Origin of the sequence: Streptomyces sp. NPDC004609 (genome assembly GCF_042873655.1) — a bacterium.
In the GTDB taxonomy this organism is placed as follows: Bacteria; Actinomycetota; Actinomycetes; order Streptomycetales; family Streptomycetaceae; genus Streptomyces.
On record NZ_JBIALS010000023.1, the window covers coordinates 117654 to 143742 of the forward strand.

Consider the following 26089-nt stretch of genomic DNA (forward strand, 5'->3'; position numbering starts at 1 on the left):
GGGCGGGCCGCAGATCGCTCACGCCGTGTCCTCCGTGGTCTCGGGTGCTCGGTCGAACTCGTCGGTGACGGTGGCCGCGCTGTCCCCGCCGGTCCAGGTGACCAGCAGCTCACCGAGGGCTTCCTCCTGCTCCAGCGCGACGGCCCTGTCCCGGTAGAGCTCCAGCAGGGCCAGGAAGCGGGCGACGACGGTGAGGGTGTCCGCGGCGTCGTCCGCCAGCTCCCGGAAGCCCATGCGCCCGCGCTCCCGCAGCATCGCGACGACGATCCCGGCCTGCTCCCGCACGCTCACCAGGGGCGCGTGGATGTGATCCACGTACACCTGCGGCCGGGGTCTCGGCTGCATGGCCTTCACGGCGAGCCGCGCGAACCCCTCGGCTCCGATGCTGATGACGACCTCGGGCAGCAGTTCGGCGTGGTGCGGCTCCAGCCCGACGGTCCGCGGGTAGCGGCGGGCCTCCTCGTCCAGCCGTCCGCTGAAGATCTCCGCGATCTGCTTGTACGCCCGGTACTGGAGCAGCCTCGCGAACAGCAGGTCCCGCGCCTCCAGCAGCGCGAGATCGGCCTCGTCCTCCACCTCGGCGGCGGGCAGCAGCCGGGCCGCCTTCAGATCCAGCAGGGTCGCCGCGACGACGAGGAACTCGGTCGTCTGGTCGAGGTCCCAGTCCTCTCCCATGCCCCGGATGTACGCCATGAACTCGTCCGTGACCTTGGACAGCGCGACCTCGGTCACATCGAGCTTGTGCTTCGAGATGAGCTGGAGCAGCAGGTCGAAGGGTCCCTCGAAGTTCACCAGCCGCACGGTGAAGCGCCCGTCGGCGGCGGGCACGTCCTCCCGCCCGGCGGCCGGGGGCTCGGGGTGCTCGGTGACAGGGGCCGGGGCAGTGGTGGCCGGGGGCTCCTGGTGCGGGGCCTCCCGCGCCGGGGCCGGGCCCCCGACCGGACCGGAGGGCTCCGGGTCCTCGCCCTCTCCCACCGGGCCCTGCCCCACGGACCCCGGGTCGGCAGGCGCGGGGTTCGCAGGCGCTGAGTCGGCGGGCTCCGGGTGGGCAGGCGCAGGGTCCGCGTCCGGCGGTGCGCCCTGGGGCGGGTCCGCGTCGAGTGACGTGTCCGCGCCCCGTACCGGGTCCGGATCCCGCGCGGGTCCCACGGGCGCCGGGCCGTCCGGTACGGGCGCGGCGGGTACGGGCGCGGCGGGTACGGGCGCGGCGGGTACGGGCTCCCCTGACCCGGCGCCGTCCGGCGCGGGCCGCGCCGCCCCCGGCCCCCGGCCGAGGGCACGGCGGGGCAGGTGAGACGAGTCAGTCGGGGGCATCAGGAGGTCCAGAGGTCAAAGCGCGGCGGGGGTAGCGCGCAGGCTACCCTCAGCGACCGCGGAGACGGCGTACGAGAATGCTCGCGTCGCCGCGCTGTTCCAGGTCCGCCAGCACCACCGCCACCGCCTCGCGCACGATCCGCCCGCGGTCCACGGCGAGGCCGTGCTCGCCGCGCAGGACCAGCCGCGCGTGTTCGAGGTCCATCAGTTCCTCGGCCGACACGTAGACCGTGATCTTCTCGTCGTGGCGCTCGCGTCCGCTCGGGCGGCGGTTCGCCCCGCGTCCCCGCCCCCGCCGCGGAGCGGCTCCAGCGGCCTCCTGGGCGGCCTGGGGGCGTCGGCCCTTGCCCGGAGCGCCCGAGGACTGCGCCGCGGCCTCCTCGCCCCTGCTGCGGCCCTCGGCGCCCGCCTCGGCCTCCGTCGCGGAGTGCTCCTGCGAGGAGGAGCCGACCGGATCGCTCTCGCCCGCGGGCGGCGGCACCCTCGCCTCGCCGTTCGCCTGGCGGCGGGGCGACGACGGCTGCAGCGCCATGCCCCCGGTCGTACGGAACAGTTCGTCGGCACCGGGCAGACTCACTCGGCGTGACACCGGGCGAGCACCTCCCTGGCGAGCTGGCGGTAGGCGGCCGCGCCGACCGAGTTCGACGCGTAGGTGGTGATCGGCTCACCGGCCACCGTCGTCTCCGGGAAGCGCACCGTGCGCCCGATGACCGTGTGGTAGACGTGGTCGTCGAACGCCTCGACCACCCGCGCCAGCACCTCGCGGCTGTGCACCGTCCGGGAGTCGTACATGGTGGCGAGGATGCCGTCCAGCTCCAGCTCGGGGTTGAGCCGCTCCTGGACCTTCTCGATCGTCTCGGTGAGCAGGGCGACACCGCGCAGTGCGAAGAACTCGCACTCCAGCGGCACGATCACCTTGTGGGCCGCGGTCAGCGCGTTGACCGTGAGCAGTCCCAGCGACGGCTGACAGTCGATCACGATGTAGTCGTAGTCGGACATCAGCGGCTTCAGGGCCCGCTGGAGCGTGGACTCGCGCGCGACCTCGCTGACCAACTGGACCTCGGCGGCCGAGAGATCGATGTTGCTCGGCAGCAGGTCCATATTGGGCACGGCGGTCTTCAGCAGCACCTCGTCCGCCGACATGCCCCGCTCCATGAGCAGGTTGTAGACGGTGAGGTCCAGTTCCATCGGGTTCACGCCGAGGCCGACCGACAGGGCGCCCTGCGGGTCGAAGTCGACGAGCAGGACGCGCCGTCCGTACTCCGCGAGCGCGGCGCCCAGGTTGATGGTCGACGTCGTCTTGCCGACGCCGCCCTTCTGGTTGCACATCGCGATGATCTTCGCGGGACCGTGGTCGGTCAGCGGGCCCGGGATCGGGAAGTACGGCAGGGGCCGCCCGGTGGGGCCGATCCGCTCGCGGCGCTGACGCGCGGCGTCGGGGGCGAGGGTGGCCGCGTACTCGGGATCGGGCTCGTACTCGGCGTCGGGGTCGTAGAAGTGCCCTTCGGGGACTTCCTCGTAGGCGGCGAAGTGGGTGGACTCTCGGCCACTCTCGTTGCCGGCCATGGCGTTCACGTGTAGGCCGTCCGTCATCGTCATCGTGTGGGCTGTCGTCATGTGCGTGGTGTCCTGGTGTGCCGGGAAGGTCCGTACGGCGACGGAACCCACGGAGCCGACAGCCTCACGCCCGGCCGACGGGCCCAGGCCCCGCGCGGGGGTCACCTCCCCCACACCTCCCGGGTGTCGGGGGGGAGCTCCCGCTTGACCACCCCCGGGAGTAAATGTCGACTCATTCACAAGTCGTCTTACCTCCTTGGACGTGACCAGGGCTTTATCGATAGGTCAGCGTGGCATCATGCCGACGGTTGGCGACTCTATGGCGTGTCACCGCTCCGCAGCAACACAATCCACCGGACCCGGCCCGATGTGTCGGCAATGGAACACCCTTCTGTCAAGGGTGCACAGCCACCCCGGTGTGACCCTGCCCACTGGTTTAACGGGCACATGAAACGGTTGAAGGGCTCTGTTCGTACGGAGTTGGGCGGATTCGCCCCGGGGGTGCACACACGTCCGGCCGGACCTCGCGCTGCAAGGTCCGGCCGGAGGGGTGATGTTGACGGCGGACGTTGACCGTCACGGCCGCCCGCCCGCCGATCGGCGTCAGCCGATGAGCGTGCTCAGCTCGACGTGCGGCAGACCGTGGGCCTCGGCGACCTCACGGTAAACGACCTGGCCGTCATGGGTGTTGAGGCCCAGCGCGAGCGCCGCGTCACGGCGCAGCGCCTCGACCCAGCCGCGGTTGGCCAGCTCGACGATGTACGGCAGCGTCGCGTTGGTGAGCGCGTACGTCGAGGTGTGCGGGACCGCGCCGGGCATGTTGGCGACACAGTAGAAGACCGAGTCGTGAACCCTGAACGTGGGGTCGGCGTGCGTGGTCGGGCGGGAGTCCTCGAAGCAGCCGCCCTGGTCGATCGCGATGTCGACAAGGACACTTCCGGGCTTCATCTTGGCGACCAGCTCGTTGGTGACCAGTTTCGGGGCCTTGGCGCCGGGGATGAGGACCGCGCCGATGACGAGGTCGGCCTCGACGACGGCCTTCTCCAGCTCGAAGGCGTTGGAGACGACCGTCTGCACCTTGGTGCCGAAGATCTTGTCGGCCTCGCGCAGCTTGTTGATGTCACGGTCGAGCAGCGTGACGTGGAAGCCCATGCCGACGGCGATCTGGGTGGCGTTCCAGCCGGAGACTCCGCCGCCGATGACGACCGCCTTGCCGGCGGCGGTGCCCGGGACACCGCCGGGCAGGACACCGCGGCCGCCGGCCGAGCGCATCAGGTGGTACGCGCCGACCTGCGGGGCCAGCCGGCCCGCGACCTCGGACATGGGGGCGAGGAGCGGGAGCTGCCGGTTCGCGGTCTCGACCGTCTCGTACGCGATCGCCGTGGTGCCGGACTCCAGCAGGGCGTCCGTGCACTCGCGGGAGGCGGCGAGGTGCAGATACGTGAAGAGCGTCTGGTCCTTGCGGAGGCGGTGGTACTCCTCGGCGATGGGCTCCTTGACCTTGAGGACCAGGTCGGCGGCGGCCCACACCTCGTCGGCGGTGGGCAGGATGCGCGCACCGGCGGCGACGAACTCGCCGTCCGTGATCGAGGAGCCGGCGCCGGCGTTCTGCTCGATGAGGACCTGGTGGCCGTGGCGCACCAGCTCGTGCACGCCGGCGGGGGTGATGGCCACCCGGAACTCGTTGTTCTTGACCTCGCGGGGGATGCCGACCTTCACGTCGATCACGGTCCTTGGCTCAGGGGGGATACAGGGCACTGCCATACATACCCGGACGCACAGGGCGCACGGGTACACACCGCGAGAATCGCGATGAGAGCCAGTCTAATGAAGGATTTCCCGCTGTCTAGCCTTGCAAAGCTTTAATCTCTCCCCGCACCACTGCGGATTTCGTAGGTGGAACCTTTCACTCCACCTTCATGTGTGCCATCGGCTCCGACCGTGCCACCAGTACCTGCCGTGCTGCCGGTACCGTCCCGGGCATCGGAGCCGTCCCGGTGACCGGAGCCTTCCGGAGCATCGGCGGCGTCCCGGGCGCCGGTGTCCTCCGTACCGTCCCGGTGCGCGCGCCGCGTCCCCTCGCCGCCCCCGGGAGTTCCACCACCCGCGGTGGCGGCCCGACTTGCGGCGTCCTCACCGGCGCCCGCGCCCTCACCACCGCCGGGTGCGGCGGCGCCGGACGACCCGTCAGCGCCGTCCGCACCGCCCGCGCCGCCGTCGTCCGCGCCACGGTCACCACCGCCCGTACGACCGGCGTCGTCCTCCGCCGCCAGCAGCCGCTCCGCACCCTCCCGGTGCAGCCGCGCGGCGGCCGGATCGCCCAGCCGGTCCAGGGTGTCGGCCAGCCGGAGCAGCAGCGCGGCCTGCAGCCGTACGTCCCCCGCCTGACGTGCCCACTCCACCGCGTCCTGGCAGGTGTGCAGCGACTCCTCCGGCCGCCCCGCGTACTCCTGGACCCGGGCCGCCTCGCTCAGCGCCCGCGCCTGGGACGGCAGATCCCCGACCCTGCGGTACCCGGCGACCGAGGCCCGCCAGCAGCGCAGCGCCTCGCCGTACCGCCCGGCGTAGGTGTGGGCGGTGCCGAGGCGGCCGTAGAGCCGTGCCTCGTCCGCGCGTTCGCCGCGCGTCTGGCGCTGGGCGAGCGCCCGCCCGTACCAGTCGGCGGCCCGCTGCCAGTCCCCGAGCTCCTGGTACGCGCCGCCTACGGATTCCATCGCGCGCGAGGTCGCGTAGGGGTCGTTCGCCGCCCGCCCGGCGTCCAGCGCGGCCCGGTAGCGGGCGAGCGCCTCCTCGTTGCGGCCTGTCTGGGCGTCCAGGTCGGCGAGGTTCAGGAGGGCCGCGGCGGCCTCCCGGTGCAGTCCGCGGCGCTCGGCGACCCCGAGGACCAGCCGGTGCAGCCCGTACAGCTCGGGGGCCGCGGCCTCGGTGCCCCGGTGCGCGGCCAGCGCTCTGACCAGCGCGGCGACCAGCCTTCTGGCCAGAGTGTCCAGGCCTCCGTCCGCCACCGCGATCCGCGCGGACGCGACCAGCGCGTGCTGCCGGACGGCCAGCCACGCCCCGGCGGCCTCCGGGTCCGCGAACCGCAGCGGGCGCGGCAGTCCGGCCAGCGCCCGACGGGCCGGGGACCCCTCCGGTTCGGTGACGGCCCGGCAGGACTGGAGCAGCCGTACGGTCCGCTCCAGCATCCTGGCCCGGGCGAGCTGCACCTCCCCCGGCTTGTCGAATGCCTCGATCGCCGCCGTCAGCAGCGGTACGAGGGCGCCCGGCACCCGGTACAGCTCGCCCTCCGGGTGCAGCAGACCGAGGGAGACGAACTCGTCCAGTGCCGCCTGGGCGTCCTCGACCGAGCCGCCGGCCAGCGCGGACGCGGTGTGCGCGTCGGCGAGCCCGGCGGGTGCCAGCGCGAGGAGCCGCAGGGTGCGGGCGACCGGCCCGGGCAGGGACTCGTACACCAGCCGGAAGGCGCGGGCCAGGGGTCTGACCGCCTGCGGCTGCTCGCTGTCGTCGGGCAGCGCCCGCAGCTGCTTGGTCGCGTCGGCGACGGAGGTCTTGGGCCGGGCCGCGAGCCAGCCGCCGACCAGGACGAGCGCGGCGGGCTGCCCCGCGCACTCCTCGGCGACGGACTCGGCCGCCTGCGGGTCCACGGTGATCCGTACGGAACCGGTGAAGGTGGCCAGCAGTTCGATCGCGGCCTTGGGGTCCATGCCGCCGAGGGTGCAGGGGCGTACGTCGGCGATCCCCGTCAGCGGACCCTCGGCGACCGCCACCAGCAGACAGTCCGGATTGTCGGGCAGCAGCGGGTCGACCTGCCCGGCGTCACCGGCGTCGTCGAGCAGCAGCACGGCCCGGCGGCCGGCGAGCGCGTCCCGCACCATCTGGGACAGCTCGTCCTCGTCGGCGCCGGGCGGCGCGGCGACACCGAGGGTGTCCAGCAGGGCGCGGGCCGTCTCCTCGGTGGGAACCCGGCGTCCGTCCGGATCCGTGAGCCGGGCGCGCAGCACCCCGTCGGGATAGCGGCCGGCGAGCTTTCCGATGAGCTGCTCGGCGAGCGCGCTGCGTCCCGAACCGGGCCTTCCGGCGATGAGGAGCACCCGGGCACGCGGGGCCTTGCGGCCCGCGATGGTGTCCAGTCCGGCCCGTTCGACATCGGCCTGAAGGGATTTCAACTCCCTGAGCCGTCCGAAGAATTGAACCCGGGGCGATCCGGTCCGACCGTCCGAGTCCACCGCCTGATCCGTCACGGGCCACGCTCCCGTCCAGTCGCGCACGAGCCGAGCCCGCAGGGAATCCGCACGGGCGTTCCGAGCGTAGTTCACTCTCTGCTACGAACCGGGGGGAGCGTGCCCGATGGATCACCTGATCGGATCAATCGGATCGGAAGATCATCGGATCAGCGGATGTGTCAGGCTTCGAACGGGCGGGCCGGCCAGGGCGCCCCGGCCGGGCGCAGCGCGTTGAGACCCGCGCCCGCCCGTGCGGCGACGACCGCCAGCACGCCCACCACCAGGCAGTTGTTGTGCAGGTCTCCGGCGAGCGCGCCGCGCACGAGATCCTCCAGCGGTACCCGCGCCAGCTCCATGTCGGCCTCCTCCTCGGAGACCTCGTACCGCTCGCCCTCCGCGACCGAGAGATCGCGGGCGAGGAAGATCCGTACGGCCTCGTCGCAGCCGCCGGGCGTGGTGTACACATCGGTCAGCACCCGCCAGTCCTCGGCCTTGACGTGCGCCTCCTCGTACAGCTCGCGCTGGGCCGCGTGCAGCGGGTTCTCCCCGGGGATGTCGAGCAGACCGGCCGGGATCTCCCACAGCTTCTGCCGTACGGGGTGCCGGTACTGGCGCAGGACGACCACCCGGTCCTCGTCGTCGAGCGCGAGGATGGCGACCGAGCCCGGGTGGACCTGGTAGTCACGGCGCGCGACCGAGCCGTCGGGCATGACCACGTCATCCGTGCGCACGCTGGTCTTCTTGCCCCGGAACGGGGTGGCGGTCGCGGTGACCGGCCACTGTTCGGGTGTGTCCTCGATGGCCATGGCCCTGTTCATGAAAAGGGGTCCTCCCGGGGGCTGCCGCGACGTCGGCCGGGGCACGCGCCCGAAGGCGGACACGTACCCCGGCCCACCGTAACGCCTGGGGGTCAGGCGTCCGCGCTGCGCTCCACCGCGGCCTTCACCAGGCCCGCGAACAGCGGGTGCGGGCGGGTCGGGCGGGAGCGCAGCTCCGGGTGCGCCTGGGTGGCGACCAGATAGGGGTGCACCTCGCGCGGGTACTCGACGTACTCGACGAGCTTGTTGTCCGGGCTGGTGCCCGAGAACACGATCCCGGCCTTCTTCTCCAGTTCGGCGCGGTAGGCGTTGTTCACCTCGTAGCGGTGCCGGTGGCGCTCCTCGACGTACGGCTGGTCGTCGTAGACCTCGCGCACGATCGAGCCCTCGGCGAGCTTCGCCGGGTAGAGCCCGAGCCGCATGGTGCCGCCGAGGTCACCCGCGCCCTCCACGTACGCCAGCTGCTCCTCCATGGTGGAGATCACCGGGTGGGCGGTGGCGGCGTCGAACTCGGTGGAGTTGGCCCCGGCGATCTCGGCGAGATTGCGCGCGGCCTCGATCACGATGCACTGGAGGCCCAGGCAGAGGCCGAGCAGCGGGATCCTGTTCTCCCGGGCGTACTGGATCGCGCCGACCTTGCCGCTGACGCCCCGGTCGCCGAAGCCGCCGGGGATGCAGATCCCGTCCACGTCACCGAGCTGCTTCTTGGCGCCGGCGGGGGTCTTGCAGTCGTCGGAGGCGACCCACTTGACCTTGACCCGCGCCCGGTTGGCGAAGCCGCCCGCGCGCAGCGCCTCCGTCACCGAGAGATACGCGTCCGGCAGATCGATGTACTTGCCGACCAGCGCGATCGTGACCTCGTGGTCGGGGTTGTGCACCCGGTCCAGCAGATCGTCCCAGGTCCTCCAGTCCACATCCCGGAACGGCAGGTCGAGCTTGCGCACGACATAGGCGTCCAGGCCCTCGGTGTGGACGACCTTGGGGATGTCGTAGATGGACGGGGCGTCCGGGCAGGCGATGACCGCGGTCTCGTCCACGTCGCACATCAGCGAGATCTTGCGCTTGATGGCGACGGGGACCTCGCGGTCGGCGCGCAGCACGATCGCGTCCGGCTGAATACCGATGTTGCGCAGGGCGGCGACGGAGTGCTGGGTCGGCTTGGTCTTCAGCTCGCCGGAGGGGCCGATGTACGGCAGCAGCGAGATGTGCACCACAAACACATTGTCCCGGCCGACCTCGTGACGGACCTGGCGGACGGTCTCCAGGAACGGCAGCGACTCGATGTCGCCGACCGTGCCGCCGACCTCGGTGATCACGACGTCGACGTCGTCGGTCGCCATCCGGCGGATTCGGCCCTTGATCTCGTTGGTGATGTGCGGGATGACCTGGACGGTGTCGCCGAGGTACTCGCCGCGGCGCTCCTTGGCGATCACCTGGGAGTAGACCTGCCCGGTGGTGACGTTGGCCGAGCCGTCGAGGTCGACGTCGAGGAAGCGCTCGTAGTGGCCGATGTCCAGGTCGGTCTCGGCGCCGTCGTTGGTGACGAACACCTCACCGTGCTGGAACGGGTTCATCGTGCCGGGGTCGACGTTCAGATAGGGGTCGAGCTTCTGCATCGTGACGCGAAGGCCCCGGGCCTTGAGCAGCGCGCCCAGGCTGGAAGCAGTGAGCCCCTTGCCGAGGGAGGAGGCGACACCCCCGGTGACGAAGATGTGCTTGGTCGTCATGGATTTGGGCGGCATCGCCAAGAGGGGGCTCCCGTGGTCGCGAGGGGTGAGGTGCGAACCGGCAGCCGTCCCGATCGGGTCGGGGGATGCCGTCGCTGCGGTTTCGGGGCCGCTGTTTCCCACAGGCATGCCACCGGTCCACGGGGTACCAGGGTATCAGCGACGAAGGGAGCCCGCTTCCGGCCATGCGTCCCCACTCGCACACCTTCGATCTCAGCGGTGCACACCCGTCTCACCAGGCGCTCATCCGTAGCCCACCCGTTCGGGGGACCCGCGTTGTCCAGACCGCCACGCGGATACCTGTGGTGCGTCGTATCCTGCTCGGACACTCGCTCTGCTGAGCGATGCCGAGGGGCGCGCGAAGCGCATCAGAGCAGGGTGGTGGTAGATGACGGGCGGGCGGCGGAATATCGCATTCCCGCACGTCGGACCGGCATCCCCGCGCTCGCCGTCCCCTGACAGCAGCAAGCGCCCCGCGGGGCGGACATGGCCGTTCGACTGGAGATGCACGTGGCCGGGCGCATCGAGGATTACGCACTCATCGGGGATATGCAGACCGCTGCGCTGGTCTGCCGGGACGGCACAGCCGACTGGTTGTGCTTGCCCCGCTTCGACTCGCATGCCGTCTTCGCCGGACTCCTCGGCACCGAGGAGCACGGTTTCTGGCGGCTGGGACCCGCCCATGCCGCGAACGCCGAACCCCCCACGGCCGACCGGCGCCGCTACCGCGGTGACTCCCTGATCCTGGAGTCGGAGTGGGACACCCCGCGCGGCACGGTCCGCGTCACGGACTTCATGCCGCCCCGTGACGGGGCCCCTCAGCTGATCCGAATCGTGGAGGGCGTCAGCGGGCGGGTGCCTATGCGCTCCGCGCTGCGGATGCGCTTCAGCTACGGACGGATCACCCCCTGGGTCCACAAGGTCGACGGCCGCACGGTCGCCGTCGCCGGACCCGACTCGGTCTGGCTGGACACCCCGGCGGCGACGTACGGCAAGAACCTCACGACCTACTCCGACTTCACCGTCTCCCCCGGTGAGCGGATCGCGTTCACCATCAGCTGGCAACCCTCGCACCACCTGCCGCCCGCGCTGCCGGAGCCGGAGGCGTCGCTGGAGGCGACGGAGGAGTTCTGGCGCGAGTGGGTCGAGCACTGTACGTACCACGGCCCCTACCGCGAGGCCGTCGTCCGCTCACTGATCACGCTCAAGGCCCTGACGTACGCCCCCACCGGCGGCATCGTCGCCGCGCCCACCACCTCCCTCCCGGAGGAGATCGGCGGCGTCCGGAACTGGGACTACCGCTACACCTGGCTGCGCGACGCCGCCATCACCCTGTCCTCTCTGCTGCGCACCGGCTACCGCGAGGAGGCCCGCGCCTGGCGCGAATGGCTCCTGCGCGCGGTCGCCGGTGACCCGGAGAACCTGCAGATCATGTACGGGATCGCGGGCGAGCGGGAGCTGGGCGAGGCGGAGCTGGACTGGCTGCCGGGCTACGAGAACTCCGCACCCGTACGCGTCGGCAACGGCGCCGCCCATCAGCTCCAGCTCGATGTCTACGGCGAGGTCACCGAGGCCCTGCACCTGGCCCATATGACCGGTCTCGCCCGCAACGACTACGCCGCGCTGCTCCAGCTCAAGCTGATCCACTACCTGGAGAACCACTGGATGGAGCCCGACGAGGGCATCTGGGAGGTCCGCGGCCCCCGCCGGCACTTCGTCCATTCCAAGGTCATGGCCTGGGTCGCCGTCGACCGGACCATCAAGCTCATCGAGTCCGGGGACGCGGACGGCCCGCTGGAGCGGTGGAAGACCATGCGCGACGACATCCACCGCGATGTCTGCGAGAAGGGCTACGACAAGGAACGCAACACCTTCACCCAGTCCTACGGCTCCCGCGAGCTGGACGCCTCCCTGCTGCTCATTCCGCAGATGGGCTTCCTCCCGCCCGACGACAAGCGCGTCATCGGCACCATCGAGGCGATCCAGCGGGAACTGTCCACCGAGGACGGCTTCATCCTGCGCTATCCCACCGCGGGTGAGAACGCCGGAGTGGACGGTCTGGAGGGCGACGAGGGCGCGTTCCTCGCCTGCTCGTTCTGGATGGCCGACGACCTCGCGATGATCGGCCGGGTCGACGAGGCCCGCAAGCTCTTCGAGAAGCTCCTCGGACTGCGCAACGACCTCGGGCTGCTCGCCGAGGAGTGGGACTCCAAGCACGGCCGCCAGGTCGGCAACTTCCCGCAGGCGTTCAGCCATGTCCCGCTGATCGACACCGCCCTGCGGCTCACCGCCTCGGGCGCGTACGGAGGGTAGGGCGCGGGGTCGTACGGTGCGGGACGGGGTAGCGTCCGAACCGCACATACGACCCTTTTCGCAACGCAAGGCGGCAGTTGAGTGGAGACCCAAGGGGAGCCCCAGGGCGGTATCACCGTACGCAGGGCACTGGAGCTGCCGGTCCTGCGCTCCGGGCTGCCGGAGGTCGTCGCCGGTGCGGACCGGCTCCATCGCACGGTCCGCTGGGTCCACGCCGGCGAGGTGCCGAACATCGCCTCCCTGCTCAAGGGGGGCGAGCTGCTGCTGACGACGGGCATGGGGCTCGGGACCCGTCCCGCCGAGCAGCGCGCCTTCGTCCGGCGGCTCGCGGACCGCGGGATCTCCGCGCTGGTCGTCGAGCTGGGCCCGCGCTTCAGCAGACTGCCGTCGACCGTCGTGGACACCGCGCGGGCTGCCGGGCTGCCGCTGGTGCAGCTCCGCCGCGAGGTCCCCTTCGTCTCGGTGACCGAGGAGATCCACACCGAGATCGTCAACGGGCACTACGCCCTCCTCCGGCGCGCGGAGGAGGTCCACCGGCGCTGTACGGAGGTGCTCCTCGGCGGGGGCGGGGTGCCGCAGGTCCTGCGCATCCTCGCGGACTTCGCCGCGAACCCGGTCTTCCTGGAGACCGCGGACGGGGAGCTGCTGTACGCGGCCGGCTCCGGGTCCGGCCGGGCCGGAGCCGATCCCCTCCAGGTGTGGGAGGGCCTGCGCGGCGCCCGGGAGGTCCGCGCGTCACCGCCCGCGGGGACGGTCCTCGTCGACGTTCCCGGCGGCGGGCGCGGAGTCGCCGCGGTACGGGCCCGGCTGGTGCTGCCCGCCGTCGGATCACCGCTGCTCACGGTCCACCGCATGGCGGCGGAACGGGCGGCCGGGCTGCTGGCGGTCGTGCTGATGCAGGCGCGCCAGGAGGAGGAGCTGGCCGCGCGCGGGCGCGGCGACTTTCTCACCGACCTCGCGGAGGGGCGTATCACGGCGGCGGACGCGCCCGCCCAGGCGAAGGTCCTCGGCTTCCGGCCGGGCACCGGTCCGCTGCTGCCGATCGTCATGCGGCTCTCCCTGTCGTCGGGGACCTGGGCGCCGCTCGCCCACACCCTGCTGGAGGAGCTGTCCGCGATGGGCTCGCCCGTGCTGCTGGGCGTCCGCCCGGTGGAGGGCCGGGTTCCGCTGCTGGTCGGCCTGCGTTCGGAGGCCGAGCGGCCGGCGGTCGCGGACCGGGTGGCGGCGGCGCTGCGGGCGGGTGTGGAGCGTGCCGGCCTGGAACGGGCGGGGGCGCATCCCCCGGTCGTGGTGGCGGGCCGGGCAGGCGGCTGGGCGGCGGTCTCGGCGGGTCTGCGGCACGCCGCGGAGACGGCGACGGCGGCGCAGGGCCTGACCGACCGTCCCTGGTACGACGCGCACCGCCTCGACACCGAGCTGCTCCTGTGGCGCCTGCGGGAGGATCCGGACCTGGCGGCGTTCGTGGAGCGCGCGATCGGGCCGCTCAGGGAGCACGACGCGGCGTCGCGTCCCGCGCTGCTGCCCACGCTGGAGACGTATCTCGCGCACGCGGGCCGCAAGGCGGAGACGGCGCGCGAGCTCCATCTGAACCGCCAGACCCTCTACAACCGCCTGGCCCGGATCGCCGACCTCCTCGGCACGGACCTGGACGACCCCCAGACGGTCCTGGCGCTGAGCCTGGCGCTCCGCGCCCGCCGCCACCTTCCCTGACCCGGGGGCTCCGCTCCTCCCCGCCGGCGAGGCCGACAGCAGCCCGCCCGCCCCGGGACGCACCGAAGTCACCGGGCACCCCCGGCCCCGCCCGTACGGCGTCACGGGGCCGGACCCCACGCCTCCCCGACGAGGCCGAAAACAACCGCCCAGCCCGGACCCACCGCACCCGGCCCTCCCGTACGGCACACGACGAGGGCGCGCGCCCTCAGTCACCCCGCGCCGCAGAACCGCACCCCGGGCCCGCCGGAACCACCGGGTGCGCCCAGCCCCCGCCCGTACCGGCACACACCCTCGCCTCCACCGCCGGCGAGGCCCGCAGCAGCCCGCCCGGCCCGCGCCGCAGAAACGCGGGACCGCAGGCCCCCGCCCGGGCGGACCCGGCCCGCCCTGTCCACGAGAGCGCACCCCGCCCGGCGGGTGACCCGGGCGCCAGGGCCGCGTCTCAGCGCGCCGCCACCACCTCGTCGTACACGCTCAGCACCTGTGCCACCGTCTCGTCCTCCGTCTGCCAGGTGGCCGCCTGGACCCGGCCCGCCAGGGCGAGCGCCGCGCGCCGGGGCTCGTCCGCGAGGAGCGACGAGACCGCGTCGGCGAGTGCGCCGGCGTCACCGTACGGGATCAGTTCCGCGGCGTCGCCGACGAGTTCGGGCACCCCGCCGACGGAGGTCGCCACCAGGGGAACACCGAGCCGCAGGGCCTCCTGCGCCAGAAGCGAGCGGGCCTCCCAGCGGCTGGGCAGAACCGCGACGTCCGCCGCCGAGAGCAGGTCGACGGCGTCCTCCCGGCACCCGAGCAGCCGTACCGGCAGCCCTTCCTCCCCGATCCGCCGCTCCAGCTCCCCCCGCTCGCGCCCCTCCCCCGCGATCAGGACCAGGGGTACGGGATCCAGCTCCCGCCACCGCCGGGCGGCGTCCAGCAGAATCCCGTAGCCGCGGTGCGGCACCAGGCTGCCGAAGCTCATCACCAGCGGCCGGTCGAGGACACCCAGCTCCGCCCTGGCCTTGCCCTCCGCGCGGAGCCCCTGCGGGACGGGGACGGTGACCGGCGCCAGCCGGGCGTCCCGCGCGCCGCGCCTGCGGGCACGGTCGACGAGTTCGGAACAGGTGCCGAGGACGACCGCCGCCGCCCGCGCCGCCCTTCGCTCCAGAAGCCGCAGCACCTGCCCCCGGGCACCGTCGTCATGGGCGCGGGTGTGCCAGGTGACGACGAGCGGCACCCTCAGCCCGCTGAGCGCCAGCGCGGCCCGCACGCCCGCGTGCAGCCCGTGCGCGTGCACCAGGTCGGCGTCCGCGCAGGCGGCGCGCAGGGCGGCGACGGCCGCGGGATCACTACGGCGCGGCACGGAGGCGAAGTGCGCGCCCGCGCCCGTGAAGTCGTAGAGGTGTTCCAGCTCGGCAGGGGCGCACACGGTCGCCCGCACGCCCCTCGCCACCAGCCCCGCGGCCAGTGACCGGACGTGCGCGCTGCTTCCCGCGCTGCCGCCGCCCAGCACTTGGACCGTTCGCAGCTGTGTCACCCGCCAAGGATGCCAGCCCGTAAGCCCGTTGCGGGAACGCGGCTGTACGGGTGCCCGGCTCCCGGCCTCCCCGTATCACCCACACGGGTGAGCGCTCCACGCCGGGCAGCCCCCAGGGCGCCCCCCGGGTGCCAGGACGGCGACCCGGCGGCGGGAGCGTCCGCCGCGGCCCCGCGGGCCGGTGCCGTAAGCGCGCATCCGGGACCGGGGCCGCGGTGACGGACACCCCGTGGCGGTCCCCGTATCGGCTACGCGTCCCCCCGCGCCGTCGCGAGCAGTTCCTCCGCGTGCGCACGGGCCGTCTCGGAGTCCTCCTGGCCCGCCAGCATCCGCGACAGCTCACGGACCCGGTCCTCGCCCTCCAGGACCGTGACACCGCTCCTGGTCACCGAGCCGTCGCTGGTCTTCTCGACCAGCAGCTGCCGGTCGGCGAACGCGGCCACCTGCGGCAGATGCGTCACCACGACCACCTGCGCGGACTTGGCGAGCCTGGCCAGCCGCCTGCCGATCTCGACGGCCGCCTTGCCGCCGACTCCCGCGTCGACCTCGTCGAAGAGATATGTCGGCACGGGGTCCGTCCCCGCGAAGACGACCTCGACCGCCAGCATCACCCGCGACAGCTCACCGCCGGACGCGCCCTTGGCGATGGGCCGGGGCGGCGCGCCCGGGTGCGGGGCGAGCAGCAGCTCGACCTCGTCGGCGCCGTGGGGGCCGTACGCCACCGGCCGCCCGTCCACCTCGACGCCCTCGGGGTCGTCGCTCTGGCGGATCGCGAACGACACGCGCGCGTGCGGCATCGCGAGGGACGACAGTTCCTCGGTGACCGCCGACGCGAACCGCGCCGCCGCCTCCGTACGCGCGTCGCTCAGCGCCTGCGCGAGCACGGACAGCTCACCGCGCAGGGTGTCGCGCTCGGCGGTGAGCCCGTCGATCCGGTCGTCGTCGCTCTCCAGCTCGGTGAGGCGGGCGGCGCCGTCCTCCGCCCAGGCCAGAACGGCCTGGATGTTCTCGCCGTACTTGCGGGTCAGCCCCGTCAGCGCGGCCCGGCGTTCCTCCACGGCGGCGAGCCGCCGCGGATCGGCGTCGAGACGGTCCGCGTATCCGGCGAGTTCGCCCGCGACATCGGCGAGGAGGATGGAGATCTCGCCCATGCGCTCGGCGAGCGCGGCCAGGGCGGGGTCGTGGGCGCGCACGGCGTCGAGGGCCCGCCCGGCACCCGCGACCAGAGTGGTCGCGTCGACGCCCTCCGGGTCCTCGGGGTTCCCGACGAGCGCCGTGTGGGCGACGGCCGCGGCGGAGGCGAGGGCCTCGGCGTGGCCGAGCCGCTCGGCCTCGGCGGCGAGTTCGACATCCTCACCCGCGCGCGGTTCGACACCCGCGATCTCGTCGAGCCCGAAGCGCAGCAGATCCGCTTCCTGCGCGCGCTCACGGGCGCGCGTCGTCAGCTCGTCCAGTTCGGCCACGACGGCCCGCAGCCGCCGGTACGCGGTCGCGTACTTGGCCTGCAGCCCGTCGAAGGCACCGTCCGCCCCGCTCGCGTACCGGTCGAGCGCCTCGCGCTGCCGGGCCGGGCGCAGCAGCCCCTGCTGGTCGGTCTGGCCGTGCACGGCGACCAGTTCGTCCGAGAGCTCCGCCAGCAGGCCCACCGGAACGGAACGCCCTCCGAGGTGCGCCCGGGAGCGCCCCTCCGCGGATACGGTCCTGCTGATCAGCAGAGCGCCGTCCTCGACTTCGGCGCCGGCCTCCTCGGCGCGTACGGCCGCGGTCGCGCCGGAGCGCACGCGGACACGCCCCTCCACGACGGCCGCCTTCGCGCCGATCCGCACCAGCGCCGGGTCGGCGCGCCCGCCGAGCAGCAGCCCCAGGCTGGTGACGACCATGGTCTTGCCCGCGCCTGTCTCACCGGTCACCGCGGTGAAACCGGGGGACAGCTCGACGACAGCGTCGTCGATGACCCCGAGCGACCGTATCCTCATCTCCTCCAACACGGACACGACCATACGAGGTTTCGCCGGGGCGGCGCGACGCGGACCCACACCAGGGTGAGGCACCGAGGGCCCCGCGGCACTCCGTTCGACCGGCCTGCCCTCCTCACCCGTCCGGTGATTCCTCACCCGAACCGGTGATCGAGCCCGCAGGCGTCCCACTCCACCGCGCCCGCCGCCGCCGCGCCGATCACGCGGTCCGTCCCGCGCCGATCACCCGGCGATCCCTCGTCCGGGCCGGCGGCCCTCGCCGACCCGTCCGACGCGCAGGACATGTACGACATGTACGACAGGTGAGGTGCGGTCGAGACTCACTGCGGCGGAGGCGCCCCCCGCCAACCCGACACCGGCAGCGCGAACTTGGCGACCAGCCGGTCGGTGAACGACGCGTGGTGCAGCCGGGCGAGACGTACCGGCACGGCCCCCCGCCGTACCTCCACGCGTGCCCCCGGCGGCAGTTCCACCGTCCTGCGCCCGTCGCACCACAGCACCCCGTGCGGGGTGTGCGGCTGCACCTCCACCGCGAGCACCGAGTTCGGCGAGGTCACCAGCGGCTTCGCGAACAGGGCGTGTGCGCTGATCGGCACCATCAGCAGGGCCTCCACCTCCGGCCACACCACGGGCCCGCCCGCGGAGAACGCGTAGGCCGTCGAACCGGTCGGCGTGGCGCAGACGATGCCGTCGCAGCCGAACGCGGTCACCGGCCGCCCGTCCACCTCCAGCACCGCCTCCAGCATCCGGTCCGGGGACACCTTCTGGACGGCGGCCTCGTTGAGCGCCCAGTCGCGGTGGACGATGCCCCCGTTGCTGCGCACGACGACATCGATGGTCATGCGCTCCTCGACCTCGTAGAAGCGGGTGACCACCCGGTCGACCACCCGGTCGAGGTCGTCGCGCTCGGCCTCCGCGAGAAAGCCGACCCGCCCCAGATTGACGCCGAGCATCGGCACCCCGGAGGCGCGCGCGAACGCAGCGCCCCGCAGCAGGGTCCCGTCGCCGCCGAGGACGACGAGCAGTTCACAGCCGTCGAGCGCCTCCGGGGTCGCCTCGGGAGCGGTCTCCACGGACGGCGGCAGGGGCAGATCGGCCGCCTCCGCCTCCAGTACCCGTACGCGGATACCGCAGCGCAGCAGCCCCTGCACCACGAGTTCGGCGCTGCGGATGGCCGCCTTGCGGCCGGTGTGCGCGAGCAGGAAAACGGTACGGTCTGTGGTCGCTGCTGGTGTGGTCAACGGGGTCCCTCCGCCACGGCACGGTCGACGTCCGCCGGATCCAGCTCGGGCGCGTCGGCCCTGAGCCACAGAAAGTACTCGACGTTTCCGGAGGGTCCGGGCAGTGGGCTGGCGGTGACGCCCAGCACACCCAGACCGAGTTCCGCGGCCTTGCCCGCCACGGTCCTCACCGCCTCCGCGCGCAGCTCGGGACTCCGTACGACTCCCCCGCTGCCGAGGCGCTCCTTGCCGACCTCGAACTGCGGTTTCACCATCAGCACCAGGTCCGCGTCCGGGGCCGTGCACCGGACGAGCGCGGGCAGGACGAGACCGAGCGGGATGAAGGAGAGATCTCCCACCACCAGGTCCACCGCCTCACCCCCGATCGTCTCCGGTGTCAGCTCGCGCACATTCGTACGGTCCTTGACCGTCACCCGTTCATCGCTCTGGAGCGACCAGGCGAGTTGTCCGTATCCGACGTCGACCGCGACCACATGGGCCACGCCCGCCCGCAGCAGGACGTCGGTGAAGCCTCCGGTCGACGCGCCCGCGTCCAGGGCCCGCCGGCCCTCGACCTTCAGACCGCGCGGCACGAAAGCGGCCAGCGCCCCGGCGAGCTTGTGCCCGCCGCGCGAGACGTAGTCCGGGTCGCTGTCGTCGGAGGTGACGACGATGGCGGCGCTCGTCTCGACCTGGGTGGCGGGTTTGGCCGCGACATTACCGCCGACGGTCACCCGCCCCGCGGCGATCAGCTGGCTCGCGTGTTCGCGCGAGCGCGCCAGACTGCGGCGCACCAGCTCGGCGTCGAGACGGCGACGGGCGACTCCTGCCACGTTCGGTTCAGCTCCTGTGGTCGTACGCGGGTGACGGGGGCACCGGTACGGGCGGCCCCTGGCGGGCGTCGAGCGCGGTCAGCGTGTCGCGCAGGCCCCTGTGTACATCCTCGTACACCTCCAGGTGTCCGTCCGCAGGGAGGTGGTCCGCGTCGGCGAGCCGCTCCATGAGGGCATCCACCCCGGCGTGCCCGGTCGGCAGGCGCTGCACGCCGAGGGGAGCCGGACCGGCGGGCTCGTACGACACGGCCGGTTCGCGCGCCCCGGAGGATTCGTCAGCGGCGGAGATTGTGTGCGTGACGGAGGTTTCGTCCGCGGCGGGCGCAGAAGACGAGGGTGATGGAGAGGGAGCCGATCCGGGAGGCGAGGGGGGCGGGGGGAGTTCGGGCGGGACGGTCGGCGCGGCCGTCGGTCCGGCGGGCCGGGTGACGTCTGCGGCCGTACTGTCGGGCGCCGCGTCCGGGGGCGTGACTCCCCGCATCCCGTGCACGCCCTCGGCCCGGTGGCTCTCCGGGCCCGGCATCGAGTCGCTCATGCCCAGACGCTACCCCGAGGGCCTGCGGTAACGTCGATCACGATGGCCACGACGGAAGAGTGCCGCAGCGCGCTCAAGAGACTCAGCGACAATCTCGCGCGGGCGGACGGCGACATGCGCAGCGCCACCGCGCTCGACCGGTCCCTCAGCTGCCACATCACGGACTTGGACACCACGTTCACCGGCCGCCTCCGGGGCGGAGGTATCGAGGTCGCCGACACCCTCGACGGGCCGCCGCGCGAGAAGGCGCAGATCCGGCTCGCGATGAAGGGCGACGATCTGGTGGCGATGGTGGACGGGGAGCTGAACTTCGCCAAGGCATGGGCCTCGGGCCGGGTGAAACTGGAGGCGGGCTTCCGCGATCTCGTACGCCTCAGGAGCCTGTTGTAGATCCCGTCCCGCAACCGCCGGGCCGGCCGGGGGCACGCCGCCGGGCCGGACCTTCCCCGGATGCCTGCCTGCCGCGCCGTACGACCGGCGCGTCACACACCGGGCTCGCACACCGGACAGGTGCCTGGCTCGCACCGCAGGCGTACCGGACGGGTGCCGGGCTCGCACCGGGCACGATGGCAGGTCACCGGTTCTCCGCGGTCGTCAGGTCCCGGACCGGCGCCCCGTCGTTTTCCCGGACCGCGCGGCCGGGAGCCGCACCGCCGCGCGCGCCCGCCCGTCTGCGGGCCGCCGGCACCACCAGCGGCGTACCGGACTCCGGATCGTCGATGACCTGGCTCCTCACCCCGAAGACCTCCTCCACCAGCTCCGCGGTGACCACGTCCGGCGGCGCGCCCTCGGCGACGACCCTCCCCTCGCTCAGCGCCACGAGATGAGTGGCGTACCGGGCGGCCTGGTTGAGGTCGTGCAGTACGGCGACGAGTGTCCGCCCCTGGCTCTCGTGGAGCTCCGCACAGAGATCGAGCACCTCGATCTGGTGCTGGATGTCGAGGAAGGTCGTGGGCTCGTCGAGCAGCAGCAGCGGGGTCTGCTGCGCGAGCGCCATCGCGATCCATACGCGCTGCCGCTGCCCGCCGGACAATTCATCGACATAGCGCTCCGTCAATTCGACGACTCCCGTGGCCTCCATCGACTCCTGCACGATGCGCTCGTCGTCCGGCGACCACTGCCGCAGCAGCCGCTGGTGCGGATAGCGCCCGCGCGCGACGAGATCGGCGACCGTGATCCCGTCGGGCGCGATCGACGACTGCGGCAGCAGACCGAGGACCCGGGCGACCTTCTTGGCGGGGAGCGAGTGAATGATCTGCCCGTCGAGGAGGACGCGGCCCCGGGTGGGCTTCAGCATCCGGGCCAGAGCCCGCAGCAGGGTCGACTTGCCGCACGCGTTCGGACCCACGATCACCGTGAACGAGTTGTCGGGTATCTCCACCGACAGGTCCTCGGCGATGACGCGCTGGTCATAGCCGAGCGTCACCGATTCCGCGGTGAGTCGCTGCATGGGGTCGCACTCCTGGATCGGGGGCTCGGAAGCCGGGGCTCGGTGCTCGGCCGCCTCGCGCCGGGCGCGACCGGGACCGCCGAGCAGCCAAGCAGCCGAAAACAACCGACCAACAAGAAGTTAGGGTAGCCTACCCTTCACAAGCTCGGACGGCTGTGCTCCGGGAGCGCTCTACAGCCCCAGCCTGGACAGCGCCTTGCCCGCGTCCGCCGTACAGACCCCGTCGCCCGCGTGGGTCCAGGCCGCCGCGCACAGCGCCCGGAGCCCGTCCATCGCCCCGTCGGCCCCGCCCTCGCTCGCGGCCCGGCCACCGCTCTCCCCGGGGCCCTCGACGACGAGCTCGTCATCGCGCACGGAAGCGGTCCAGCCCCCGCACACGAATCCGCCCGCCACCGGGCTCACCCCGGGCTGCGCGGTGAGCAGCCCGCGCAGATCGGCGTCCACATACGTCGGCCGGTGCTCGGGCGGCGCGGCCAGCAGCCGCGCCCCGTCGGTCACCCCCGTCAGGACGAGCAGCGAGTCGACTCCCCCGTTGAACGCGCCCTCGATGTCCGTGTCCAGCCGGTCCCCCACCACCAGCGGCCTCCTGGCCCCCGTCCGCAGGATCGTTTCCCGGTGCATCGGCGGCAGCGGCTTCCCCGCCACCTGCGGCTCGGCGCCCGTGGCGATCCGTACCACCTCCACCGCCGCGCCGTTGCCCGGCACGATGCCCCGCGCGCTCGGAATCGTCAGATCGGTGTTGGACGCGAACCACGGCACCCCGCGCGCGATCGCGTAACACGCCTCGGCGAACCGCCCCCAGGCGAGCCCCGGCCCCCCGTACCCCTGCGCCACCGCCGCCGGGCCGTCGTCCGCCGACTCCACCGGTTCGAGTCCCCGCTCGCGCAGCGCGACCCGCAGCCCGTCCCCGCCGATGACCAGCACCCGGGAGCCGGCCGGCACCTGCTCGGAGATCAACCGTGCCACCGCCTGGGCGGAGTTGATGACCTCGGACGCCTCCGTGGGCACCCCCAGCTCGGTGATGTGCGCGGCCACGGCGGCCGGCGGCCGGAGCGCGTTGTTCGTCACATACGCGAGCCGCATCCCGCCGTCACGGGCGGCCAGCAGCGAGTCCACGGCGTACGCGATCGCCTCACCGCCCGCGTACACGACCCCGTCCAGGTCGAGCAGCGCCGTGTCGTACGCCTCGCTCAGCGCCGTCGTACTGCCGCCCGGCCGGGTCCTGCTCTGCTGACTCATGCTCGCTCGCCCCTCGATCGGTGCCACTCCCCGTCACTCCCCGATCATCGCGCATACCGCACCCCGCATACGATGCACGGATGAACAGCGAAGGTCCCGCGGCCGACGACGGTCTGCGACTGATCCCCTTCCGCGGACTGCGCTATGTCCCCGAACGGGTCGGCTCACTCGCCGCGGTCACCTCGCCGCCGTACGACGTCGTCGTCAGGCCCGACGGACTGCACCACCTCGAATCGGCCGACCCGCACAACATCGTCCGGCTGATCCTCCCCCAGGCCGCCACCCCGGCCGCCCGCCATCAGCAGGCCGCCGACACGCTCTCCCGATGGCTCGCCGACGGCGTCCTGGCCCCGGACCCGGAACCCGCGCTCTATGTGTACGAGCAGCGCCACGGCGACATCCTCCAGCGCGGGGTCATCGGCGCGCTCGCCCTGTCCGAGCCGTCGGAGGGGGTCGTCCTTCCGCACGAGGACGTGATGCCCGACATCGTTGCCGACCGCGCTGCCCTGATGCGCACGACGGACGCCAACTTCGAACCCCTGCTGCTGACCTATCGCGGCACGGGCGAGGCGACCGGCACGACCGCCGTCATCGAACGGACCGTCCGCCGCCCGCCGCTGCTGGCCACCACCACCGAGGACGGCTTCAGCCACCGGCTGTGGCCGGTCACGGACCCCGCCGAACTCGCCGCCGTCGACGCCGATCTGGCCCACCGCCAGGCCCTCATCGCCGACGGCCACCACCGCTGGGCCACCTACCTGCGGCTGCGTGCCGAGCATCCCGGACACGGACCGTGGAGCTACGGACTGGTCCTGCTCATCGACACGGCCCGTTACCCCCTGCGCGTACGGGCGATCCACCGGCTGCTGCACCGTCTCCCGGTCTCCGACGCCCTGACCGCGATCGAAGCCGCCGCCTTCCGCGTCCGACGGCTCGACACCCCGCTCCCCCGGGCCCTGGAGGCCCTCGCGGAAGCCGCCGCCGAATCGAACGCGTTCCTGCTGGCAGGAGACGGCTCCTTCCATCTCGTCGACCGCCCGGACCCCGAGCTCCTCGCCCGTACGGTCCGGACCGACCGCCCCGAAGCCTGGCGCACCCTCGACGCGACGGTCCTCCACTCCACCCTTCTCGACCACATCTGGCGCATCCCGGACACTCCGGAGGAGATCGCCTACATCCATGACACGGAGGCGGCCGTGACCCAGGCCGTCCGTCGTGGCGGCACCGCGGTACTGATGCACCCCGTACGGGAGGACGTCGTCCGGGAACTGGCGGAGAAGGGCGTCACCATGCCCCGTAAGTCCACGTCCTTCGGCCCGAAGCCGGCGACGGGGCTGGTGCTGAGAAGCCTCACGCTGGAATGAGGAAGGGCGGCCCCTGCCAGAGGGGCCGCCCTTCTTCGCTCTCCGTGCCTACTTGTCCTCGTCGTCCTCGATGTCGTCCGCGGCCTCGTCGACGTCCCCGAGATCACCGGCATCGGCATCGGCATCGGGGGATTCGACGACGGTACCGGTGTCCTCGTCCCCGGTCTCCGTGTCCTCGTCCAGGTCGATGGCGTCGACGAACTCCACCCCGTCCAGCTCGGCCAGCCGGTCGGAGGCGTCGGTCGCCCCGTCCTTGTCGGCCTCCAGCGCCTTCGCGAACCACTCGCGCGCCTCGTCCTCCCGCCCGGCCGCCAGCAGCGCGTCGGCGTACGCGTACCGCAGCCTCGCGGTCCACGGCTGTACGGAGTGGGAAGCCAGCTCCGGGCTCTGCAGGGTCACGATCGCGGCGTCGAGCTGATCCATGTCCCGCCGCGCACCGGCCGCGACCAGCCGCATCTCCACCTGTCCGGCCTTGTCCAGCTTCTGCACCTCGGGCTCCCCGGCCATGGCCAGCGCCCTCTCGGGCCGCCCGAGCCCGCGCTCGCAGTCGGCCATGACGGGCCACAGCTCGACACTGCCGGTCATCCGCCGCGCCGCCCTGAACTCGGCCAGGGCCTCGGTGTACCTCTGGGTCGCGTACGCGGCGAATCCCGCGGCCTCCCGGACAGCGGCCACCCTGGAGGCAAGCCGCAGCGCGATCTTGGAGTACGCGTACGCCTGCTCGGCGTCCTCGTCGATCAGCTTGGCGACCATGACGAGGTTCTTGGCGACGTCCTCGGCAAGCCCCTTCGGCAGGCTCTGGAGTTCCTGCCGTACGTCCTTGTCGATCTCGTCCCCGGTGACGTCCTCGGGAATCGGCAGCCGCTTGATCGGCTCCCTCTCGGGCCGGTCCCTGTCACGGTCGTCACGCCGGCCGTATCCCCCGCGGTCATACCCACCGCGATCGTCCCGGCGGCCGTAGCCACCGCCACCACCGGGGCGCCCGCCGCGGTCGCGGTCGTCCCGACGGCCGTGTCCGGGACCTCCACTGGGGCGTCCGCCTCGGTCGTCACGGGGCCCGCGGTACCCACCACGGTCGTCGTCACGACGGAACGACGGCCTCTCGTCACGCCGGTCGTCACGACGGTCATCACGACGGAAGCCGCTACCGGACCGGTCATCCCGGCGGTCGTCCCGACGAGGCCCGCGGTCATCCCGCCGGTCGTCGCGCCTGAACCCGCCGGAAGGACGCTCATCACGGCGCCCATAGCCGCCACCGCCACTGCCACCGCCGGGGCGTCCGCCTCGGTCGTCACGGGGCCCGCGGTACCCACCACGGTCGTCGTCACGACGGAACGACGGCCTCTCGTCACGCCGGTCATCCCGACGATCATCACGACGGAAGCCGCCACCGGACCGGTCATCCCGGCGGTCGTCCCGACGAGGCCCGCGGTCATCCCGCCGGTCGTCGCGCCTGAACCCACCGGAAGGACGCTCATCACGGCGATCATCACGCCTGAACCCACCACCAGAACGGTCGTCACGCTGGGGTCCCCGGTCGCGGTCATCCCGACGGCCGTGTCCGGGTCCGCCGCCGGGGCGTCCGCCTCGGTCGTCACGGGGCCCGCGGTACCCACCACGGTCGTCGTCGCGACGGAACGACGGCCTGTCATCACGCCTGTCATCACGACGGAAGCCGCCACCGGACCGGTCATCCCGCCGGTCGTCCCGACGAGGCCCGCGGTCATCCCGCCGGTCGTCGCGCCTGAACCCACCGGAAGGACGCTCATCACGGCGATCGTCACGCCTGAACCCACCACCAGAACGGTCGTCACGACGGAAGCCGCCACCGGGCCGGTCGTCACGACGGTCATCACGCCGGCGGTCGTCATCGCGGCGCCCATAGCCGCCACCGCCACTGCCACCGCCGGGGCGTCCGCCTCGGTCGTCACGGGGCCCGCGGTACCCACCACGGTCGTCGTCACGACGAGGTCCACGGTCACGGTCATCGCGACCACCACGGAATCCGCCCCGGTCACCACCGTCCCTACGGCGCGGCTCGCGCTCCGGACGATCGTCGGGAGAGTTGGTGGACATCGACGTGACTCCTGTCTTGAGGTACTGCGATCATTCTCGCGCACCCGGTCATCGGATGCGCTTCGGCATACAAAAAAGGACCCTTGGTCCAGCGTGAACGCTGGACCAAGGGTCCTGAATAATTGTTCGGCGGTGTCCTACTCTCCCACAGGGTCCCCCCTGCAGTACCATCGGCGCTGAAAGGCTTAGCTTCCGGGTTCGGAATGTAACCGGGC

At 72.7% G+C, this 26089-nt stretch carries 21 protein-coding genes and 1 rRNA gene; 4 read left to right on the forward strand and 18 right to left on the reverse strand.

From position 1 onward, the window contains the following. Positions 1–18 precede the first annotated feature (18 nt). From ACFYT4_RS22880 to ACFYT4_RS22910, 7 genes are all read right to left on the reverse strand, one after another. The gene (locus ACFYT4_RS22880; RefSeq protein ID WP_389271894.1) at positions 19–1314 is read right to left on the reverse strand and encodes a segregation/condensation protein A; all 1296 of its coding nucleotides are present in this window, start codon (positions 1312–1314) and stop codon (positions 19–21) included. Between the two features lie 49 nt (positions 1315–1363). Further along, on the reverse strand, positions 1364–1903 hold the full coding sequence (locus tag ACFYT4_RS22885; protein WP_389271897.1) for a hypothetical protein: 540 nt from the start codon (positions 1901–1903) through the stop codon (positions 1364–1366). Continuing rightward, positions 1888–2913, reverse strand: a complete 1026-nt coding sequence (locus tag ACFYT4_RS22890; RefSeq protein ID WP_389271969.1) for a ParA family protein — start codon at positions 2911–2913, stop codon at positions 1888–1890. The genes ACFYT4_RS22885 and ACFYT4_RS22890 overlap by 16 nt, the downstream gene beginning before the upstream one ends. Before the next feature lie 561 nt (positions 2914–3474). Continuing rightward, the gene (gene ald / locus ACFYT4_RS22895) at positions 3475–4590 is read right to left on the reverse strand and encodes an alanine dehydrogenase (protein ID WP_389271972.1); all 1116 of its coding nucleotides are present in this window, start codon (positions 4588–4590) and stop codon (positions 3475–3477) included. A gap of 143 nt (positions 4591–4733) precedes the next feature. Continuing rightward, positions 4734–7112 (reverse strand): tetratricopeptide repeat protein, encoded by a 2379-nt coding sequence (locus tag ACFYT4_RS22900; RefSeq protein ID WP_389271900.1) that lies wholly within the window; start codon positions 7110–7112, stop codon positions 4734–4736. Between the two features lie 161 nt (positions 7113–7273). Further along, positions 7274–7900 (reverse strand): NUDIX domain-containing protein, encoded by a 627-nt coding sequence (locus ACFYT4_RS22905; RefSeq protein ID WP_389271975.1) that lies wholly within the window; start codon positions 7898–7900, stop codon positions 7274–7276. Between the two features lie 104 nt (positions 7901–8004). Then, entirely contained in the window at positions 8005–9654 is a 1650-nt protein-coding gene (locus ACFYT4_RS22910; protein ID WP_389271903.1) for a CTP synthase, read from the reverse strand. Between the two features lie 495 nt (positions 9655–10149). On the opposite strand from ACFYT4_RS22910, the gene ACFYT4_RS22915 reads away from it, so the two are divergent. Together ACFYT4_RS22915 and ACFYT4_RS22920 are read left to right on the forward strand one after the other, a co-directional pair. Further along, a complete protein-coding gene (locus ACFYT4_RS22915) occupies positions 10150–11952 on the forward strand; it encodes a glycoside hydrolase family 15 protein (RefSeq protein WP_389271978.1) in 1803 nt (600 codons plus the stop codon). 81 nt (positions 11953–12033) lie between these two features. Further along, positions 12034–13662, forward strand: a complete 1629-nt coding sequence (locus ACFYT4_RS22920; protein ID WP_389271906.1) for a PucR family transcriptional regulator — start codon at positions 12034–12036, stop codon at positions 13660–13662. A gap of 445 nt (positions 13663–14107) precedes the next feature. Here ACFYT4_RS22920 and ACFYT4_RS22925 read toward each other — a convergent pair whose 3' ends face one another. From ACFYT4_RS22925 to ACFYT4_RS22950, 6 genes are all read right to left on the reverse strand, one after another. Further along, on the reverse strand, positions 14108–15181 hold the full coding sequence (locus ACFYT4_RS22925; protein WP_389271909.1) for a glycosyltransferase family 4 protein: 1074 nt from the start codon (positions 15179–15181) through the stop codon (positions 14108–14110). Between the two features lie 248 nt (positions 15182–15429). Beyond that, positions 15430–17181: a DNA repair protein RecN gene (gene recN, locus ACFYT4_RS22930; protein WP_389271912.1), complete on the reverse strand. Its 1752-nt coding sequence runs from the start codon at positions 17179–17181 to the stop codon at positions 15430–15432. A gap of 110 nt (positions 17182–17291) precedes the next feature. Next, positions 17292–17450 carry a hypothetical protein gene (locus ACFYT4_RS22935; RefSeq protein WP_389271915.1) on the reverse strand — a complete coding sequence of 53 codons (159 nt, stop codon included), beginning with the start codon at positions 17448–17450 and terminating at the stop codon, positions 17292–17294. Positions 17451–17477: 27 nt separating this feature from the next. After that, positions 17478–18398 (reverse strand): NAD kinase, encoded by a 921-nt coding sequence (locus tag ACFYT4_RS22940; protein ID WP_389271917.1) that lies wholly within the window; start codon positions 18396–18398, stop codon positions 17478–17480. Continuing rightward, complete coding sequence (locus ACFYT4_RS22945) at positions 18395–19210, reverse strand: TlyA family RNA methyltransferase (RefSeq protein ID WP_389271920.1); 816 nt, start codon at positions 19208–19210, stop codon at positions 18395–18397. The genes ACFYT4_RS22940 and ACFYT4_RS22945 overlap by 4 nt, the downstream gene beginning before the upstream one ends. Positions 19211–19217: 7 nt before the next feature. Beyond that, a complete protein-coding gene (locus ACFYT4_RS22950; RefSeq protein ID WP_389271981.1) occupies positions 19218–19499 on the reverse strand; it encodes a hypothetical protein in 282 nt (93 codons plus the stop codon). Between the two features lie 288 nt (positions 19500–19787). On the opposite strand from ACFYT4_RS22950, the gene ACFYT4_RS22955 reads away from it, so the two are divergent. Further along, complete coding sequence (locus ACFYT4_RS22955; protein ID WP_389271923.1) at positions 19788–20135, forward strand: SCP2 sterol-binding domain-containing protein; 348 nt, start codon at positions 19788–19790, stop codon at positions 20133–20135. A 184-nt stretch (positions 20136–20319) separates the two neighbouring features. On the opposite strand, the gene ACFYT4_RS22960 is transcribed toward ACFYT4_RS22955, so the two are convergent. Then, entirely contained in the window at positions 20320–21195 is an 876-nt protein-coding gene (locus ACFYT4_RS22960; protein WP_389271926.1) for an ABC transporter ATP-binding protein, read from the reverse strand. Positions 21196–21366: 171 nt separating this feature from the next. After that, positions 21367–22434: an HAD hydrolase-like protein gene (locus ACFYT4_RS22965; RefSeq protein WP_389271929.1), complete on the reverse strand. Its 1068-nt coding sequence runs from the start codon at positions 22432–22434 to the stop codon at positions 21367–21369. An 80-nt stretch (positions 22435–22514) separates the two neighbouring features. Here ACFYT4_RS22965 and ACFYT4_RS22970 point away from each other — a divergent pair, with 80 nt between their 5' ends. After that, positions 22515–23798, forward strand: a complete 1284-nt coding sequence (locus ACFYT4_RS22970) for a DUF1015 domain-containing protein (protein WP_389271932.1) — start codon at positions 22515–22517, stop codon at positions 23796–23798. A gap of 48 nt (positions 23799–23846) precedes the next feature. Here ACFYT4_RS22970 and ACFYT4_RS22975 read toward each other — a convergent pair whose 3' ends face one another. The 3 genes from ACFYT4_RS22975 to rrf all read right to left on the reverse strand — a co-directional run. Further along, entirely contained in the window at positions 23847–24551 is a 705-nt protein-coding gene (locus ACFYT4_RS22975; protein ID WP_389271935.1) for a hypothetical protein, read from the reverse strand. Then, a complete protein-coding gene (locus ACFYT4_RS22980) occupies positions 24536–25816 on the reverse strand; it encodes a hypothetical protein (RefSeq protein WP_389271938.1) in 1281 nt (426 codons plus the stop codon). The genes ACFYT4_RS22975 and ACFYT4_RS22980 overlap by 16 nt, the downstream gene beginning before the upstream one ends. Positions 25817–25998: 182 nt before the next feature. Next, positions 25999–26089 (reverse strand): 5S ribosomal RNA (gene rrf, locus ACFYT4_RS22985); the annotation flags it as partial.